This window comes from Shewanella sp. LC6 (assembly GCF_006385735.2).
GTDB lineage: Bacteria > Pseudomonadota > Gammaproteobacteria > Enterobacterales > Shewanellaceae > Shewanella > Shewanella xiamenensis.
This window is the reverse complement of sequence record NZ_CP043902.1, coordinates 2,027,386-2,041,540: the sequence shown is the minus strand read 5'-3', so window position 1 is coordinate 2,041,540 and position 14,155 is coordinate 2,027,386. Positions and strand designations below refer to the sequence as shown.

General features: G+C 46.9%; 21 protein-coding genes. All 21 read right to left on the bottom strand.

Annotated elements, in window-relative coordinates:
- Position 1: 1 nt before the first annotated feature.
- Positions 2-475: a phage tail tube protein gene (locus FJD32_RS09350; RefSeq protein WP_140906814.1), complete on the bottom strand. Its 474-nt coding sequence runs from the start codon at positions 473-475 to the stop codon at positions 2-4.
- Between the two features lie 100 nt (positions 476-575).
- The gene (locus FJD32_RS09345; protein ID WP_140906813.1) at positions 576-944 is read right to left on the bottom strand and encodes a DUF3168 domain-containing protein; all 369 of its coding nucleotides are present in this window, start codon (positions 942-944) and stop codon (positions 576-578) included.
- A 13-nt stretch (positions 945-957) separates the two neighbouring features.
- Positions 958-1,419, bottom strand: coding sequence for an HK97-gp10 family putative phage morphogenesis protein (locus tag FJD32_RS09340; RefSeq protein WP_140906812.1), 462 nt, complete (start codon positions 1,417-1,419; stop codon positions 958-960).
- A gap of 2 nt (positions 1,420-1,421) precedes the next feature.
- Complete coding sequence (locus FJD32_RS09335) at positions 1,422-1,658, bottom strand: hypothetical protein (protein WP_140906811.1); 237 nt, start codon at positions 1,656-1,658, stop codon at positions 1,422-1,424.
- A gap of 2 nt (positions 1,659-1,660) precedes the next feature.
- Positions 1,661-1,999 carry a phage head closure protein gene (locus FJD32_RS09330; protein ID WP_140906810.1) on the bottom strand — a complete coding sequence of 113 codons (339 nt, stop codon included), beginning with the start codon at positions 1,997-1,999 and terminating at the stop codon, positions 1,661-1,663.
- A gap of 3 nt (positions 2,000-2,002) precedes the next feature.
- A complete protein-coding gene (locus FJD32_RS09325; protein WP_140906809.1) occupies positions 2,003-2,347 on the bottom strand; it encodes a head-tail connector protein in 345 nt (114 codons plus the stop codon).
- Between the two features lie 5 nt (positions 2,348-2,352).
- Positions 2,353-2,550, bottom strand: coding sequence for a hypothetical protein (locus tag FJD32_RS09320; RefSeq protein ID WP_140906808.1), 198 nt, complete (start codon positions 2,548-2,550; stop codon positions 2,353-2,355).
- A gap of 93 nt (positions 2,551-2,643) precedes the next feature.
- A complete protein-coding gene (locus tag FJD32_RS09315; RefSeq protein ID WP_140906807.1) occupies positions 2,644-3,918 on the bottom strand; it encodes a phage major capsid protein in 1,275 nt (424 codons plus the stop codon).
- A gap of 66 nt (positions 3,919-3,984) precedes the next feature.
- A complete protein-coding gene (locus FJD32_RS09310; protein ID WP_140906806.1) occupies positions 3,985-4,935 on the bottom strand; it encodes a S49 family peptidase in 951 nt (316 codons plus the stop codon).
- Entirely contained in the window at positions 4,926-6,179 is a 1,254-nt protein-coding gene (locus FJD32_RS09305; RefSeq protein WP_140906805.1) for a phage portal protein, read from the bottom strand. Before FJD32_RS09305 ends, FJD32_RS09310 begins: the two co-directional genes overlap by 10 nt.
- A 163-nt stretch (positions 6,180-6,342) precedes the next feature.
- Positions 6,343-9,069 (bottom strand): terminase TerL endonuclease subunit, encoded by a 2,727-nt coding sequence (locus tag FJD32_RS09300; protein WP_181159787.1) that lies wholly within the window; start codon positions 9,067-9,069, stop codon positions 6,343-6,345.
- Positions 9,026-9,538, bottom strand: a complete 513-nt coding sequence (locus tag FJD32_RS09295; protein WP_140906804.1) for a phage terminase small subunit P27 family — start codon at positions 9,536-9,538, stop codon at positions 9,026-9,028. The genes FJD32_RS09300 and FJD32_RS09295 overlap by 44 nt, the downstream gene beginning before the upstream one ends.
- An 11-nt stretch (positions 9,539-9,549) precedes the next feature.
- Entirely contained in the window at positions 9,550-9,882 is a 333-nt protein-coding gene (locus FJD32_RS09290; protein ID WP_140906803.1) for an HNH endonuclease signature motif containing protein, read from the bottom strand.
- Positions 9,879-10,262: a hypothetical protein gene (locus FJD32_RS09285; RefSeq protein ID WP_140906802.1), complete on the bottom strand. Its 384-nt coding sequence runs from the start codon at positions 10,260-10,262 to the stop codon at positions 9,879-9,881. Before FJD32_RS09285 ends, FJD32_RS09290 begins: the two co-directional genes overlap by 4 nt.
- Entirely contained in the window at positions 10,255-10,524 is a 270-nt protein-coding gene (locus FJD32_RS09280) for an HP1 family phage holin (RefSeq protein ID WP_140906801.1), read from the bottom strand. Before FJD32_RS09280 ends, FJD32_RS09285 begins: the two co-directional genes overlap by 8 nt.
- A gap of 116 nt (positions 10,525-10,640) precedes the next feature.
- Entirely contained in the window at positions 10,641-11,165 is a 525-nt protein-coding gene (locus FJD32_RS09275) for a hypothetical protein (RefSeq protein WP_140906800.1), read from the bottom strand.
- Positions 11,166-11,316: 151 nt separating this feature from the next.
- The gene (locus tag FJD32_RS09270; RefSeq protein WP_140906799.1) at positions 11,317-11,829 is read right to left on the bottom strand and encodes a lysozyme; all 513 of its coding nucleotides are present in this window, start codon (positions 11,827-11,829) and stop codon (positions 11,317-11,319) included.
- A 3-nt stretch (positions 11,830-11,832) separates the two neighbouring features.
- Positions 11,833-12,096 (bottom strand): hypothetical protein, encoded by a 264-nt coding sequence (locus FJD32_RS09265; RefSeq protein ID WP_140906798.1) that lies wholly within the window; start codon positions 12,094-12,096, stop codon positions 11,833-11,835.
- Positions 12,097-12,271: 175 nt separating this feature from the next.
- Positions 12,272-12,592, bottom strand: a complete 321-nt coding sequence (locus FJD32_RS09260) for a hypothetical protein (protein ID WP_140906797.1) — start codon at positions 12,590-12,592, stop codon at positions 12,272-12,274.
- Positions 12,593-12,662: 70 nt separating this feature from the next.
- Positions 12,663-12,986, bottom strand: coding sequence for a DUF4406 domain-containing protein (locus FJD32_RS09255; protein ID WP_140906796.1), 324 nt, complete (start codon positions 12,984-12,986; stop codon positions 12,663-12,665).
- A gap of 243 nt (positions 12,987-13,229) precedes the next feature.
- Positions 13,230-14,102 carry an oligoribonuclease gene (gene orn, locus FJD32_RS09250; RefSeq protein WP_240200000.1) on the bottom strand — a complete coding sequence of 291 codons (873 nt, stop codon included), beginning with the start codon at positions 14,100-14,102 and terminating at the stop codon, positions 13,230-13,232.
- Positions 14,103-14,155 lie beyond the last annotated feature (53 nt).

Sequence of the window (14,155 nt, the reverse complement as noted above, 5' to 3'; positions counted from 1 at the left end):
ATTAAGGCGTTATTGATGCAGGAGTCAGCACGGGATCGCCAGAGACTTGAATGCCGATAGTACTTTTAACCACATCGTTTTGCGCAAAGGCAAATGGATAGGCCGTCATAAAGCCTTCGAAGGTGATCCATGTGCGGCTGGTTGGTAATACAAAAGCTTTACTGGTAACTGTTGGCGGAACATTTTTAGCATCTGACCAACCAAGTGCCCACTTAATGGTAGTACCTGCGGTTTTAAGTTGATGCAAACGTAAATGCCCTGGTTGCTTTGGATCGACGTTAATACCAAATGTCGCCGCGCCAGGTGACTTTAACCCTGCCACAAACTCACGGGCATCAGCTTCAAGCGGAGTGGTTTCGATTGGGTCAACTGGGCTATCAATCCCGTCGATACTTGTCACGGCGATGACGGCTAAAACAGAATCATCTGCCGGATCTAGTGCATAGAGCTGGGTGCCCTGCGTTTTCATACTCATGTTGTTGCTCCTAACAATAGCCTTGCGGCAGATACAAAAAAGCCCCTGCAGGTGCAGAGGCTTTTGGTTTTAAGTTGCGGAATTTTTTGATAGAGACTGGCTAACGAGTAACTAGCCAATCAATATCAAAGCTGTGGCGGTAATTGCCGGTTTCTTTGTCTCGGTCATCACCGTTGTAATTGGTGGTGTAGGCATCCAGCTCGATGGCATAACGAATTGCATCACCCACGGCTGAGGCTGTGCTGCCTGAGTCGGCATATACATCTACCTGCAGGGTGAATGCATCGGTATCTGGTCTGCCGGCTAAATAGTTTTCAGGGCTACCGCCGATCAATTGCCACACTGCGTATGGCTTTACTACGTCCTGCGGTGCTTGGCCAAATGGGAATAGCCTTGTTGGGTTGGTGCCGAGTAATGCGGTTACCTCTGGGCTATTGCTGCAAACCACAAAAATAGGCGCGGTGCTCATTCTGCTGTACTCATTATGAAATGGCCTTATCGAGCTCTTTTTCAAGCTCAGTAATCACTTTGTCGATCACTGGGTTAATGTTGTTGGCTAGCGCTGGGCGCATAAACGGTTTTGCTTGTGAACGCTCAGTGCCGAGTTCAACCAAGTGCCAGTGTGGAGTACTGCCTTTTGAGCCTTCATCTTCGTTTGGTGTTGGAATGCGACCTCTTGGTGTCGTTACGCCAATTCGATACATAATGAGGCCATCGCGTAAAAATTTGCGGCTACCAAATTGTAAAATAATGTTATCGCGGATGCGGCGCCCTGTTTTGGGATCGTCAATTTTTAGGGCGTTTTCTTGGGCAGCTTTTTTGACTAATTCGGCGGCTTGGCTGAGTGCGTGACGGGTGCCGTCATCCAGTATTGTTCTGGTCACTTTTGCCATTTTTTTTCGGACTTCTTTTAAGCCGATTAGCTCAAATTTGATTGCTGCCATGGTTAACCTACTTTGCTTTGGCTGTTTAAGTGCTCAACTGTGACGCGGCCGTAACGCGTTTTGCAGATCACTTTCTTTTTATGTTTATGAACTTTAAGTGGCTGAGGACAAAACACCACCTTGCCCTTTTTGGTATCGGCATAAATACAATGGCCAACTTTTTTACCGTTTAAAAACACCTCGACGGGTTTACCTATTTCACTGGTATTTTCAATGGTGAAAATGTGAGGTGTATTCATGGTTAACCTACTAAAACGTCGTTAGTTTCTGATACTGGAATGATTATCCGTTGATGGCCTGATTTGATATCAGGTAAAACGCCTTCCGGTTTGTATACCTTGCCTGCGTGGCGAATGCGAAACTCGCTAGGGAATTCTGGTCTAAAGTGGATTTCAAACTTGCCTGAAATTTGCGACTGTGCAGCCGATGCAGCAATAAAGTCTTTCACTGAAAGCGGCATAAAATCGGCCATGGTTTTAAATGCTGGCACCCAATTCTTTTTCATTTCGCCCGTTAGTGGGTCTTGCTGCTTTTGCGATGTAAAAACATCAATTCGATGACGTAGCTTGCCGCTTGCCATAGCTTATCCTATTGCCAAGTCTCTAAATTCGAAGATCAGGCTTTCAAATGCCGCGGGGACTTCAACCATTTGCACAGTTGATACGGCCTCACGGTTAGTAAACCAATGCGCCAATAGCAATAATGCGGCATGGGTTAAGTCTTGGCTTTCTTCTATGATGATTGCCTTTGGTGGCTTTGGGTCTGCAGCTTCATATTCGGCCGCAGTTTCAAAAAAGGTGCAGTTCAAACGACGGCGAATATGCGCCTCAACTGCGGCCATGAGTTGTTGTAAATATTGGTCTTGAAAGGTTTCTGACTCGAGCAGGTTAACTTGCCGCCGAGCAGCTTCAATGGTGATCAGCGGCATGTCGCTTACTCCTGTTTGCCTTCGGCTTTTTCTGCGTCGGCTTCAAAAGGTTCTGCAACCTTAATATTGATTAGTTTTTCTGCGGTTTTTGCGTCAAACCCTGCGACATCGTCAGGTGAATAACGGGTCCATGGTTTGGTGAATAAAACGACGACTTTTGCATCTTCAGTCGAGGCTTCTTTTTTTACAGGTGGCTTTGCCATTGTAATTTCCTCTAAAAAAATGGGGCAAACGCCCCATTTTGATTGCTTACTTATCAGTTAACCGATTACCAAGCTCTTATTACCAAGCTCTTATTACCAAGTGACGCCAGTACCTAATACCAGACCTTCGTTATGGCGGAAGCCGATATCGTGCTCGGTAACCACGCGGATTAACGATTGGTTGCGGCTGAAAGCTGAAACCAAGTTGCCTTGATCGTCCTTGTAGGTTGCTTCGCGGCTAAAGTCGATTGCGAAACTGCCGCTTTCACCGATGAGCACATCGTTAAAGTCAGCAAAGTAGATTTCGGTTTCGTTGGTGCCGGTACCAAGGTTTGATGGAATGGTGTTGGTATGCTGAATTGGGAAGCCTTTCAGCAAGCCAGAGGACATTTCTGGATAAACCTTGTTGCCATTTCCGTCACGCAGGCCGAACAGCTTCATATAGCTGCGTGGTGATAAGCCCCAACCCGGTGTAATCATCAGCGAGTTAGACTGCATCAATTGCAGGATCAAGCTATCAAGGTAAGCATCGATAGTGGCGAGATCTGCCGAGCCAGCCCAAGGTACTGTACGGCCTGCATCTGTGGCTGTCTTTTTAAAGCCCTTTGGTGTTGATGATGAACCATCGTCACGTAAGAAGGCTTTATCTTCACGCACCGCCATTGATGCCAGCATATCTTGCAGTACTAAGTTTTCGACGTTACGACCAGCATGACCAATCAATTGGTTAGAAATCGGCACCAAGGTGATCATGGTTTTGGCTGACAATTTAACATCGTCCAGTGATGCATTGGATGCTAAAACATCTGTGCCTTCACCAACGTAGGATGAAGTGGAACCACCACTCATACGTGGCAATGACATATTGCCGTTTGGCAATGGCATTGAACGCGCACCTAAGCGACGCACAATGGTACGATTACGCAGTAGCTCAATAACTTCCATCGCGGTATTTTGTGGCACTAATGCGCCACCAGAACCCGCTGAGGTTTCAATGGCTAAAGCCACATCACCATCGCCGATGGTGTCGTTAGCAAAACGCGCCGCGCCTTCTAAATCGCCTTTTGAGGCAGCAATAGACATTGCTAAACGTGCAAATGTCGCGCCTTGATACTGCTCAGCTTCTTTTTTAGTGTGAACCGCAGCAGAACCATTTTTACTCACTGGTTTTGCATGGGTTGCATTCATGCGCTCTGCGGCCTCTAAGCGGCCGATTTGAGCGGTAATATCATCAAATTCCTTAGATAAGGATTCGAATTGAGTTAACTCTTCGGCGCTCAAAGAGGCTTCAGCGTCTTTTGCCGCTAGCAGTTGCACTTGAGCGTTAATCTCAGCGCGTTGGCGGCGAAGTTCTTCGATTTTAAACATGGTAAAGCTCCTTCAGGTGAAAAAAATGCAGCCTATTAGCTGCACATTGTTTGCCCCGCCGCGTGGCTAGAGCTGGTTTTTGATATTCATGGCTTTGGCTTGCATGCCAATACTTTTGCTTGGGCGACTTTGCGTCATGTAGGGTTTTGCAATGGCGTTAATGGCTTCAAATGGCGTCATCAGCTCATCGGCTAGGCCCATTGCGATGGCCTCTCTTGCGCCAAATAGTCTGGCTTGGGTATCGATTACCTTTTGCACTTCCATGCCGCGGTATTGCGCGACAGACTCGGTAAACACACGATAGGTTTCGTCTAGGCGAGCATTAATTTCGGTAATGGCTTGTTCGGTGATGGGTTCGTGCGGGCTACCGTCATTTTTATGGTCGCCGCGGTAAAAAGAGGTGAACTTTAAGCCGACTTCCTCTTCCCATTTGCTCATCTCCATGTGCTCCATGATCACGCCGATAGAACCTACGCCAGAGGTTGCGGATACAATGATTTTTGAGCACGCAGAGGCCATAAAGTAGCCAGCTGAATATGCGCTGTAGTTGACGATCGCATTAATGGGCTTGATTTGGCGCGATTGATAGATGAAATCAGCCAATTCTTTGCAGCCAACTGCCATGCCGCCGCCAGTATTAAAATCTAAGGCGATTTCTTCGACCATGTTGTTGTTAAGCGCCCGTGTCATACGGTCTTGCAGCTTTTCATAGCTGTTTAACTCGGTGCAGGCGGCGGTGATGTGGCCCCGGCGAGCCATTAACAGGCCATGAACAGGAATAACTGCTACTCGGCCATTTGCAATGGTGTACATGCCAGAAACATCGCAGTCATCATCCGCAATGGTGGCAAGTCGCTCTGGCGGTTGTTGATTTTGTTGCAGTGATGGGATGTCGATTGACAAGTTACCCGTGATGCGCGGGATCAGGACTGATTTTACGGCATCAACTGCAGTTCTGGTGGCTAGCAATGGGGTATTGAATACCATGCTGGCTAAATTGGGGTAGTTTACTTGCATAGTATTGCCTCGATTTGCTGCATTTGCTCTGGTGTGGCGTTCAGGTGTTGTTGCGCTGAGTTGCTTGGAACCATGTTTAACGGGGTTAAATAGGTGTCGCCGCCGTTGATTGGGCTCATGTTCTCAAGGCGGCGGATATCATTCACACTTAACCAGCCCCAGTTGCGGCCAATTGCGTAAGACTCGTAACGTGATTTTTGGTCACCACGGAGCAACCCTTGCACGTTAAACTCGATGTAGTACTGGCCGCGCTCTGATGGCAGTAGCAAGTCGCGGGTTTGAGCAGCTTCAATCCGTTTTAGCCATGGCAACAACGAGTAAATTACATAGCCAAGCGACATTGACTCGATGCCAGAACCCCAAGAGGTGGTTTTTTCTGTCATCTGCACCATGTGCAGCGGGATTTTGTACAAGCGGCAAGCTTCAGCGATACCAAAGCCACGGCTCTCGAGCAACTGGGCCTTTTCGTTGTCCATTGATAGCTGCTTGTAGCTCATCCCCTCTTGCAACATGGCCACTGAAAACGCATTGCGCAGGCCTGAATGACGCTCTTTAAATTTATTTAGGATCGCGTCAATTTTGTCTTGGGAGTCGATCGCCTTGACTGATTCAGGGCGTTCAATCACGCCGCTGAGCGTGGTGCCGTTGGCAAAGACATTGCCTGCATGTTGTTCGGTTGCTAACGCCAGCCCAAATACATCGGCATTGGTTTGAATGGGCGATAGGCCAATGTAACCATCGAGGCTAAATCCCTTGATGTGATGGACTAATCTGGCAGGCAACGTCTCGTTTAAATCGATTAGATGGTAATAAGGCAGCGCATCAGGCCCTTTTAATACCTGAACTTTGTCAGGATTAATGGGGATCAACTCCTTTATGTAACCATCGCTGTCATATTCTTTTAACGCGAAGTTATTGCCGCGCAGCCCAAGACAGCCCATGGATTGCTCGTAGTATTCAAAGCTGGTGTCTTTTTGGTTTGGCTGGTTGTGAATAATGTCGTATAGCGGGTGATCTGTGGCTCTGACTCGGCCATCGCCTTCGCGGCGATAAAGCTCACAGGGCAATTGAGCAACTGATTCGGCCAATAAGGTAACGCAAGCTCGTACAGCAGAAAGCGCTAGCGCCTTTTCTGGCGTGACATGGATACCTGATGCGGTAGAGCTGCCACTAATAGAGCTAACCCATCGCCACCAGTCGTTACCTTGCTGGCGAGAGCCCTTGAACATTTGTGGAATAAACATTATTCACCTGGTCCTTTGGTTGTGCTCATAGCTCGAGTCACCATCCATGACCAAAGCAGGCATAAGCAACCAAGCGTGATAAAACCTGCTGCGGGAAGCAGGAGCCACGCGCCGTAAGACACGCATAAAACCCCTGCGATACCAATAATGAAAGCGATATAAATCAACATAGAACGTCCGAAGTCTCGTAAACTGAAGTTGACTGAGCATCACTTACTGGGTCAGCCGTTCCCACGGCCATAGCTGCGGCGACTACGCCGTCGATACGACCTGTGGATTTTTTCTTGGTAAAAATACGGTTGTCTTTGGCGTCGGCCTCAAGCACGGCGCTTGCGGCGTTCCACCTAAGGCATGGATTGGTTTTAATTCTGATCTCTTTACTGGTGATCAGCTTTTCGAATAGCTCAATTGAGCGCGGCATCCAGAGGTTTGACTCTGATGCTTTGTAGTAACCTTGCCCGTGCTTAACTAGCGGGATAAATACGTTTGCCTCGGCGAGTTCTGGCTCAAGGTAGTGGATACGGTATTGGTCGAAGCCGATGCTTTTTATCTCAAACAGTGCTGACAGCTCGGCGATTCGCTCGGCCACAAAGCTGTAGTCCACTGCATGCCCGGGTGGCGCATGAATAAACCCTTGCCTGAGCCATGCCGAGTACGGCACGTTATCGGTGCGCTCGCGATCCAGTAACGTGTCTTTTGGTGTCCAAAAGTCCACTAACAGCGTTTTTACTCTAGGGAAGTAAAGCGCTAAGGCGGTTAAGTCGCGGGTACCGGATAAGTCGAGCCCGCCGTAACATTCTTCGCCGTAGAGCTCGTTGATATCAAAATCATTTTCGCAATCCATCCATGTGTCGGCGGATAACCAAGGCGAGGCAGAATCTACCCACTGGCAGAAGTTTAAGCGCCGAACAATGCTCTCTTTTGCTGGCATACCCTTGGCTTGAGTGACCTGTTCGCGCAGATATTTATGCGTGAAGGTGTGCCCAAGTGATGGGTTGGCTTTTTGCCAGCAACTTTCGTCATTAATCGGGTCGTCACCTTCATCGAGCGAACAGATAAAGGCGAAGAATGAGTCATCTTCTTTGGTACCCGCACAAATGGCTTTGCCGTATTCGTGGTACGAGTAACAAACGCTGGTGCGGTCGTGGCCTGAGTTGGTGATCATGAAGATCAGCGCTTGCTTGCGGCCTTTGGTACCCGCACGCATCATTTCAACGACGTTGTTGTTTTTGTGTTCGTGTACTTCGTCAATCAGCGCCATGTGTGGACGTGGCCCTGATTGGCCGTTGTCGGAGCTGATGGGTCTAAAAAATGAGTTTTTAGCCAGATAGGCAAGGTTCCAAACGCTTTGCCCGGTACCCGATTTTTTTAATCTTGAACTTAGCTGCGGCGATTGGTTAACCATGGAAACCGCGTCGCGGAACAACACCATGGCCTGATCTTTTTTCGTGTTGTGTGTCGCGATGTGTGATTTAGTGACTAGGTAAAGGTGATTTGGTGAATCAACCTCTATACAGCGCACTGGCACACTTTTACAGGGTCTAACTTCTTTTACGTATCTTGCTTTTGCTCTGGTATCTACTGCTTCAATTTGTCTCGCGTGTTTGCGAGATAGGTTGAAAACCTTTATTGACTTAGACGCTTTAAAGCTAACAACGTAATGCGGCGCTTGCTCTACCTCTATCTGCCTAATATTTGATTTTATGCCTAGGCCAGTGGCTAGCTCATGAACTGCTTCAGCAAGTCTTTTCTCACGGTTTGTAAAACGGCATTCACCTGTTTTTGTGCAGGTTCCATCTGTATCCATTAATCCAGCTAATAGGCTTAGCCTTTGCTGATAGCTCGCACGCAGATAAATATCAGGAACATGCTTATTGTTAAGTAAGCCAAGACGCCCTAGCTGAGTTCTTAACCCTAAAATGGTGAAGTAACGAGTATCTCCCTGAGAATTCATGCTTGATAGCTGATAGCCTGCCGCGGAAATCAGATCTAAATGCTCTACATCATCTTTATGGCAGCAAATTGCACCGCGATTTACTCGGCCATCACCCAGCCAAACACCAAGGGTATAAGGATCGATTGGTAGTTTTTTACCAGTCGTTTTGATTGCGCCTGCAATTTCTATCCTATGCCTTAAACGACCTGATGGAGATCGTAAAGTACGAGCAATTTCAGCAGTAGTAACAACTTTAGGCTGATAAAGTGATGGTTTTTGGCCACGAGTATCGATAGTTTGCCAGCGATGATTAGCATCTGAAACAATTACAGTGCCATCATCAAACTCTACTTCAAAGCATTCTCTATCATTAAGGATTGGTGATAGATAGGTAACCGTGCATGGTTTGCCATTTTCATCAAATACTTTATCGCCAACCTTTAATTCGCCTTGTGTTGTCCATCCTTTTGGCGTGGGTACTGGCGTGTCAAGCGCAAGTGGTGCGGCGGCATATACCTCGGCGCTCGCCTCTTGATCGGCCACTAAACCGTAAAGCCCGATACCTGCGGCTAACGGCGATTTACCAGAGCCTTTGCCACTTTCGACATAGCACATGCGAAAACGGCGGGTACCGTCGGCATCCTTCCAGCCAAACAGCGAGCCGACGATAAATGCTTGCCAGTCGAGCAGATGGAACGGCTTGCCTTCATGATCACCACCACTTAAGCGCAATACTTTTGGGAAAAAGCTAACGGCGCGGTTGGCGGCGGATAAATCCCAAATAAGACCTGTTGCGTGGCAAGACTCTAAGTCTTTTAAGTGCCGCTTACAGGCGTTGCGGATATCGGGGCCAGCGAGAAACTCCCCTGAGACGACCTCTTTTGCCCAACGAGTGACGCGATCTTCTACGCTATCCGAAGAACTCGTCGATCTCGTCTTTTTTCTTGTCGCCATCAGTTACCTGTACTTTGCTACGGGCCGATGGAGTTAGCCCAAATTCTACGAGATAGGCTTTAAATCGCCTGTCGGCATCGGCCAGCATTTGAACGGCTGGGTTTGCCTTCATTAGCATTTGCTCGACTTGGGTGACTTCGCGGGTATCTTCATCGATATTTTCGCCGATGATTTTGATGCTTTGGTACGTTCGGCCGTTTTGTTTTATTTCGTCCCTCAGGTCGAGGATTTCTGAGTAGACGTCGCATAACCGCTCAAGCGCCATACCGTCGGCCAGTGTGAGCACGCCCATGTCTTTAAGCAGTTTTGTTAGCTTTTTCCATGCTGCTTTGGCTCTTGGGCTGAGATATGCCGGCATTCGCGGGATCCCCGCTTCTAGCTTTGGCTCTTTTTTATTGAGAGGCCTCTTACCGGGGTTTCCTGTAACGAGCTTGAGCGCGGTTGGCGTGGTTTTTCGTCCTACTGCCACGTTTTACCTCACTACTTGTTCCAATGGTGATTTGGGTCTGTTGGCTTGCCGCTTTCGTCTGCGCCAAGCTTTACCCCTCTGTTCTCCATTATTTTTTTGGTGCTATCGTGGCAAGTCTTGCACAGCGGTTGCCAGTTGTTGGTATCCCAAAATAGGGTTGTGTCGCCTTTGTGTGGGATCTTGTGGTCCACTACTGTTGCGGCGGTGATAATGCCTTTTTGCTCGCAGAAGCAGCACAGCGGATTGCGCTTTAAGAAGGTTTCACGGGCTTTTTGCCAGCGTCCACCATAACCACGTTCGGCGGTTTTGCGTTTATCATCGCGCCAGCTTGGTTTTTGACTCATAGCTCACCGGAGCCGTCCAGATAGATTGGAGAGTCATCTTCCTGATTGTCTTCGGTAGCCATCATCTGATCGACAATATCCAGATTACTGTTCACCAGTTGGCTTATCGCTGTTGTTTGGGCGGTAATGGCTGCGGTTTGGGCTGTCATTGCTAACGTTAGCGCCTGAAGATGCTCGATTAAATCGTCTTGCTTGCTTTGCTTGATAACTGGCGGCTTGGTTTTACCTTGAAATGTTGGGTAGGCGGCGTTTAATGCGGTTACATCAACCCAATCAGCAGGTACCAGTGGCACTAATTCTTTTTGGCCATTGCCAATATCTGACTCGACAGCTAGCACTGAAACGATGGCGCCATTGAAGATAACGACAACTTTACTCATGGCTATCGTCCATATTGATTACGTTTAGGTTGCCAGCTTTGATCGCGGCCATTCTGGCAAGATGAAATTCCTTGTCCTGCTTACGCTTCTCTTGTGTTCGACGATATTGAACAAGGAAAAGTGCGACTGTTGATGCGATACCAAGCAACAACGCAATATTGTTGAGTGACAAAAAGCCGCCTATTGCTGTTGAGATTGAAGCGACATAGCTTACAGTTGTCGTTGCTTTATCCATAATTGGCGCCAAGGGTTTGATATTCATTGTTAGCCTCCGATCACTCGGCAGACAGTTTCGACTTTTGCTCGTTTATCCAGTTTTCTAGCGATAGCCAATCGAGATCGCATAAAGAAATCACTTTCATCAACGAGTTGGTGTATTCAGAAAGATCTTGGTTTTTCTTGCTGGAATACGGCGGAACGATGCACTGACTGATCAGTTCCTTGGGCGGAAAAACATACTGAATCTTGGTTACGGTAACGGTTCGCACATCTGGCGGACTGCTCGAGCACGCTGTTAACAGCATCAGGGATATCAGTAGCGCCCCAAGTAAGCGTTTTTTCATCGCTGGACCTTTCGAATACCTGAGTTAACTCTTTGGTTGATTGCTCGAACTCGCGCTTAATCTCGTTTCGTGACCGTTCACGATCGCTCAAGGCCTTTGCTAGCAATGCAAGATTGCCTAGCAAGGTTTGTTTGTCTTTTTCTGCAGTTTCGAGTGATGAAGTCACCGATGATAAATTTTTTTGCAGCTCGGAACGGGCAAGCTCAGATTTATCCAAATTTGCATTTAATAGCGCAATTTGCCCCTTATTGATCACAAAAAAGGCCGTGAATACGCCTATCAAAACAATCAGCAAAACGATAAGTAACGCAATGATTTTACTTGATATTGTCGAGAGCATTTTTATCGCCTAAATTTGCCAGAAAAAAAGGTCTCATTTCGCGGTTTTGCACGCGACTGTCCCCGAATGGTCAGTTAGGCAAAAGCCCTGAAGTTTTGACCCGCCCCACCACACATTATAAGCGTTTGATATTAAAGGTATTTATTAACATTCACTTGAGAGCATCGAGGCAGTCGCGGTGCCGCTGCTGCGCCCTGAGCCACACGCCATAGCAGCGCTTGTTGCCAGGCGTTGAGCAGTCATAACCTGCGACGGTTCGATACTGCGGCAGCAGCAACGACTCACATGATTGTTGGTATTCACCTTGGATAAGATGTTCACGCATCGGCGAGGCTAACCAACGGCCGATACCGTATTGATAAGTCCAGTCGATGTACAAGTCGTAAGACGCTTGGTTAAGCTCCACGTTCGGCAGGCTTGCTCTAAAGCGTTGCTCATCCTTATCGATATGCGCTTTAGCGGTTTTAAGTGCATTAATTGGGGTGGTGGTTTCGCCTAGCTTTACTGGCCGTCCATCTGCGTGATAAGTGGACCCAAAACCCAATGTAGGCCGATCACCTTTAACGGGGATCTCTGCAACAGGCGAGAACCCTTCAGATGTTACCAAGGTGATCAGTGCAGCAGCTGACAAGCTCAGTCCTGTGACTAATACCTTATTACGCATGATTTACTTACCAATCCGTGGAGAACCTAACGGACCTGTATCTGGTGCTTTAGCAGCCATGAGCTTAAAGCTTTCTACCTGCAACGCTTCAGCTTCTGATAATAGTTTGATGATTTGAAGATTATTTGACTTAACCTTCTCTGCTAATTCGCTTTTATCATGTGCAACTCGCGCCGTCTTTTCAGCGACTTCTTCTTGCAGTTGTTTAAGCAGCAACTCGAGCTTGAATCCATTTGGATTAGTAACACTCATCAAAATCTTATTCATAGATGCCCCAAAACAAAAAGCCCCGGCGATGGCCGAGGCTTGAATAAACTCAAAGGTACAGATAGCAAAAAGCCACCTATCTGGTGGCTTTAGATGCTATAACCCGCATTGTTATAGCAGGATAGCGAATCTATTTTTATGGGTCAATAGATGTTTAACGACCTTGTTTTGGTTACTATAGTTTTAATGTTGAAGTTATTATTGATTTAGCATACTTATCTAATGCTGCTTTTTGCATGGATTTCCATGATTCGAATGTTGTATGACTAACAATAAATTTTTCCCAATCATCATCAGGTATTGCTTTAAAATCTTCACGATTTTTTATAACAAACCCGCTTGCAGAAAATAACTGTTCTAAGCTAGAAAAATTAGAACAACTAGATAGAAATTCTGGAGTCATGATTTCATCCAAACCAACTTGCCGCTCTCCATCTAACTTCTTCAAGTTATTTTTAAGTTTTTCCAATCCCTTAATATTTGACTTTACAGGCATATTTCACTCCATTGACTTTTTAATTAAAAATTTATGATGAAATTACTTATCACTTAACTGATTTTAGCTATCAAGATACTAAACTAATACCGCGTTCAATGTCTATTCCTGTTGGGACAAACACGATTTTAAGCCCTATCTTCTTGGCGTAGTAATACTCGGCGGTAGCACCGGCAGACCTGCGCCAACCGGGCAACATCACTATCTCATTGCAAGCGCGGATCATGGCGTAACAGATATCCATGTACTGGGGTTCGGTTAGGCCGAACGGCAGACCAGCAGAATGCAGCACTACTCTGCCAGTTGCCGCCAGCTTCTCAGCCGCCTTAAAGAATGCCTGCTTATTGATCTCGACATTGCCGCTGATTGGGCCAGCGATGTAGGTGGCTATCATCAATCATCACCAGGAGGAGATTGATTAGCCGTGGCGTTATCTAACGTATGCTCACGCCACGCATATTTACAGCACCGACATGTTTTTAATAAATGCTCTTTTTTACAAACGATTTGGTAGTCAAAGGCCCTTGCCACATAGCGAATAAACTCACTCATCTTTCCTTGTTCTTTACATGTACCTAAATTGGTACCGTCTTCCACCCACTGAAATTCTATTGAACTAGATCCGCACTTCACGCATTTACACATTAGCATTACCCCCAAACAGCACTTGGCGATAACACTTAAGCTCGGCGATTGACTCTCTAATATCAGCCAATGCTTCATGCTTATATTGCTTGGCCGATACAGCTTCTTTTTCAACCTCTGGCGCCCATGCTCTTGCAGCAAGTGCTAATGCGGAGATATCCAGCTGTCTATAATGCATAAACTCATGCAATAGCGGAAGCTGGCACAAAATGTAAGAACGGTCGAACATAATGGAGTTACCAGCGAAGATCACCCCTTTCTTAGTTTTTCGGTTATATGCCTCAATCCCCATTTGCTTAAGGTGATTGATGATCCGCTGTTCTGCCTCTGGAAGTGAGCAAGTCGATTGCCTCACTTCATCGAGCAATCCGCTCTTGGTATGGGTATCAATCGCCCATGGGTGTGATCGGCTAATCGCCTCCTCATCTTGATGAACCACAATCCTGATCGCTTCACCCACCTGATTTAAATCGGTATCAGTGACGATAAATGCCAGCTCAAAGACGGGGTAAAACTCCATCCCCAACTTACCGTTATCAAGTCGGCCATTAAGACCACCTGTTTCAATATCGCCAAATAGAAAATATGGCTTACCAATACTGCCCTTGATCTTGTGTCCTAGCTGAAACTGAAAGGAGTTTGGTTCATTGGGGAATAATATTGGCCTCATCACTCCCTCAATAATATGGAATAACGACATTAGTAACTCTAGAGGAGCCCACTTAGTCGCCACCATAAAATCACCTTCTACATCACCAATCCACACGGGGATCCCGTAATAGCTTCCGTGGTTGGTAAATCCTTCGGCAAGCGCCTGCTGTTCTGTCATGTAGCCAAGTAACGCTAATAACTTCGATAATTCCATTACACTTACTCCGCTAATTTTAATTCGGTGTTCTCAACTTTTTTGGAACAAAG

What these genes read in the sequence shown, in the direction of transcription:
- FJD32_RS09350 (WP_140906814.1), bottom strand. Translation starts at nt 475, where the DNA reads ATGAGTATGAAAACGCAGGGCACCCAGCTCTATGCACTAGATCCGGCA.
- FJD32_RS09345 (WP_140906813.1), bottom strand. Translation starts at nt 944, where the DNA reads ATGAGCACCGCGCCTATTTTTGTGGTTTGCAGCAATAGCCCAGAGGTA.
- FJD32_RS09340 (WP_140906812.1), bottom strand. Translation starts at nt 1,419, where the DNA reads ATGGCAGCAATCAAATTTGAGCTAATCGGCTTAAAAGAAGTCCGAAAA.
- FJD32_RS09335 (WP_140906811.1), bottom strand. Translation starts at nt 1,658, where the DNA reads ATGAATACACCTCACATTTTCACCATTGAAAATACCAGTGAAATAGGT.
- FJD32_RS09330 (WP_140906810.1), bottom strand. Translation starts at nt 1,999, where the DNA reads ATGGCAAGCGGCAAGCTACGTCATCGAATTGATGTTTTTACATCGCAA.
- FJD32_RS09325 (WP_140906809.1), bottom strand. Translation starts at nt 2,347, where the DNA reads ATGCCGCTGATCACCATTGAAGCTGCTCGGCGGCAAGTTAACCTGCTC.
- FJD32_RS09320 (WP_140906808.1), bottom strand. Translation starts at nt 2,550, where the DNA reads ATGGCAAAGCCACCTGTAAAAAAAGAAGCCTCGACTGAAGATGCAAAA.
- FJD32_RS09315 (WP_140906807.1), bottom strand. Translation starts at nt 3,918, where the DNA reads ATGTTTAAAATCGAAGAACTTCGCCGCCAACGCGCTGAGATTAACGCT.
- FJD32_RS09310 (WP_140906806.1), bottom strand. Translation starts at nt 4,935, where the DNA reads ATGCAAGTAAACTACCCCAATTTAGCCAGCATGGTATTCAATACCCCA.
- FJD32_RS09305 (WP_140906805.1), bottom strand. Translation starts at nt 6,179, where the DNA reads ATGTTTATTCCACAAATGTTCAAGGGCTCTCGCCAGCAAGGTAACGAC.
- FJD32_RS09300 (WP_181159787.1), bottom strand. Translation starts at nt 9,069, where the DNA reads ATGGCGACAAGAAAAAAGACGAGATCGACGAGTTCTTCGGATAGCGTA.
- FJD32_RS09290 (WP_140906803.1), bottom strand. Translation starts at nt 9,882, where the DNA reads ATGAGTCAAAAACCAAGCTGGCGCGATGATAAACGCAAAACCGCCGAA.
- FJD32_RS09285 (WP_140906802.1), bottom strand. Translation starts at nt 10,262, where the DNA reads ATGAGTAAAGTTGTCGTTATCTTCAATGGCGCCATCGTTTCAGTGCTA.
- FJD32_RS09280 (WP_140906801.1), bottom strand. Translation starts at nt 10,524, where the DNA reads ATGAATATCAAACCCTTGGCGCCAATTATGGATAAAGCAACGACAACT.
- FJD32_RS09275 (WP_140906800.1), bottom strand. Translation starts at nt 11,165, where the DNA reads ATGCTCTCGACAATATCAAGTAAAATCATTGCGTTACTTATCGTTTTG.
- FJD32_RS09270 (WP_140906799.1), bottom strand. Translation starts at nt 11,829, where the DNA reads ATGCGTAATAAGGTATTAGTCACAGGACTGAGCTTGTCAGCTGCTGCA.
- FJD32_RS09265 (WP_140906798.1), bottom strand. Translation starts at nt 12,096, where the DNA reads ATGAATAAGATTTTGATGAGTGTTACTAATCCAAATGGATTCAAGCTC.
- FJD32_RS09260 (WP_140906797.1), bottom strand. Translation starts at nt 12,592, where the DNA reads ATGCCTGTAAAGTCAAATATTAAGGGATTGGAAAAACTTAAAAATAAC.
- FJD32_RS09255 (WP_140906796.1), bottom strand. Translation starts at nt 12,986, where the DNA reads ATGATAGCCACCTACATCGCTGGCCCAATCAGCGGCAATGTCGAGATC.
- orn (WP_240200000.1), bottom strand. Translation starts at nt 14,102, where the DNA reads ATGGAATTATCGAAGTTATTAGCGTTACTTGGCTACATGACAGAACAG.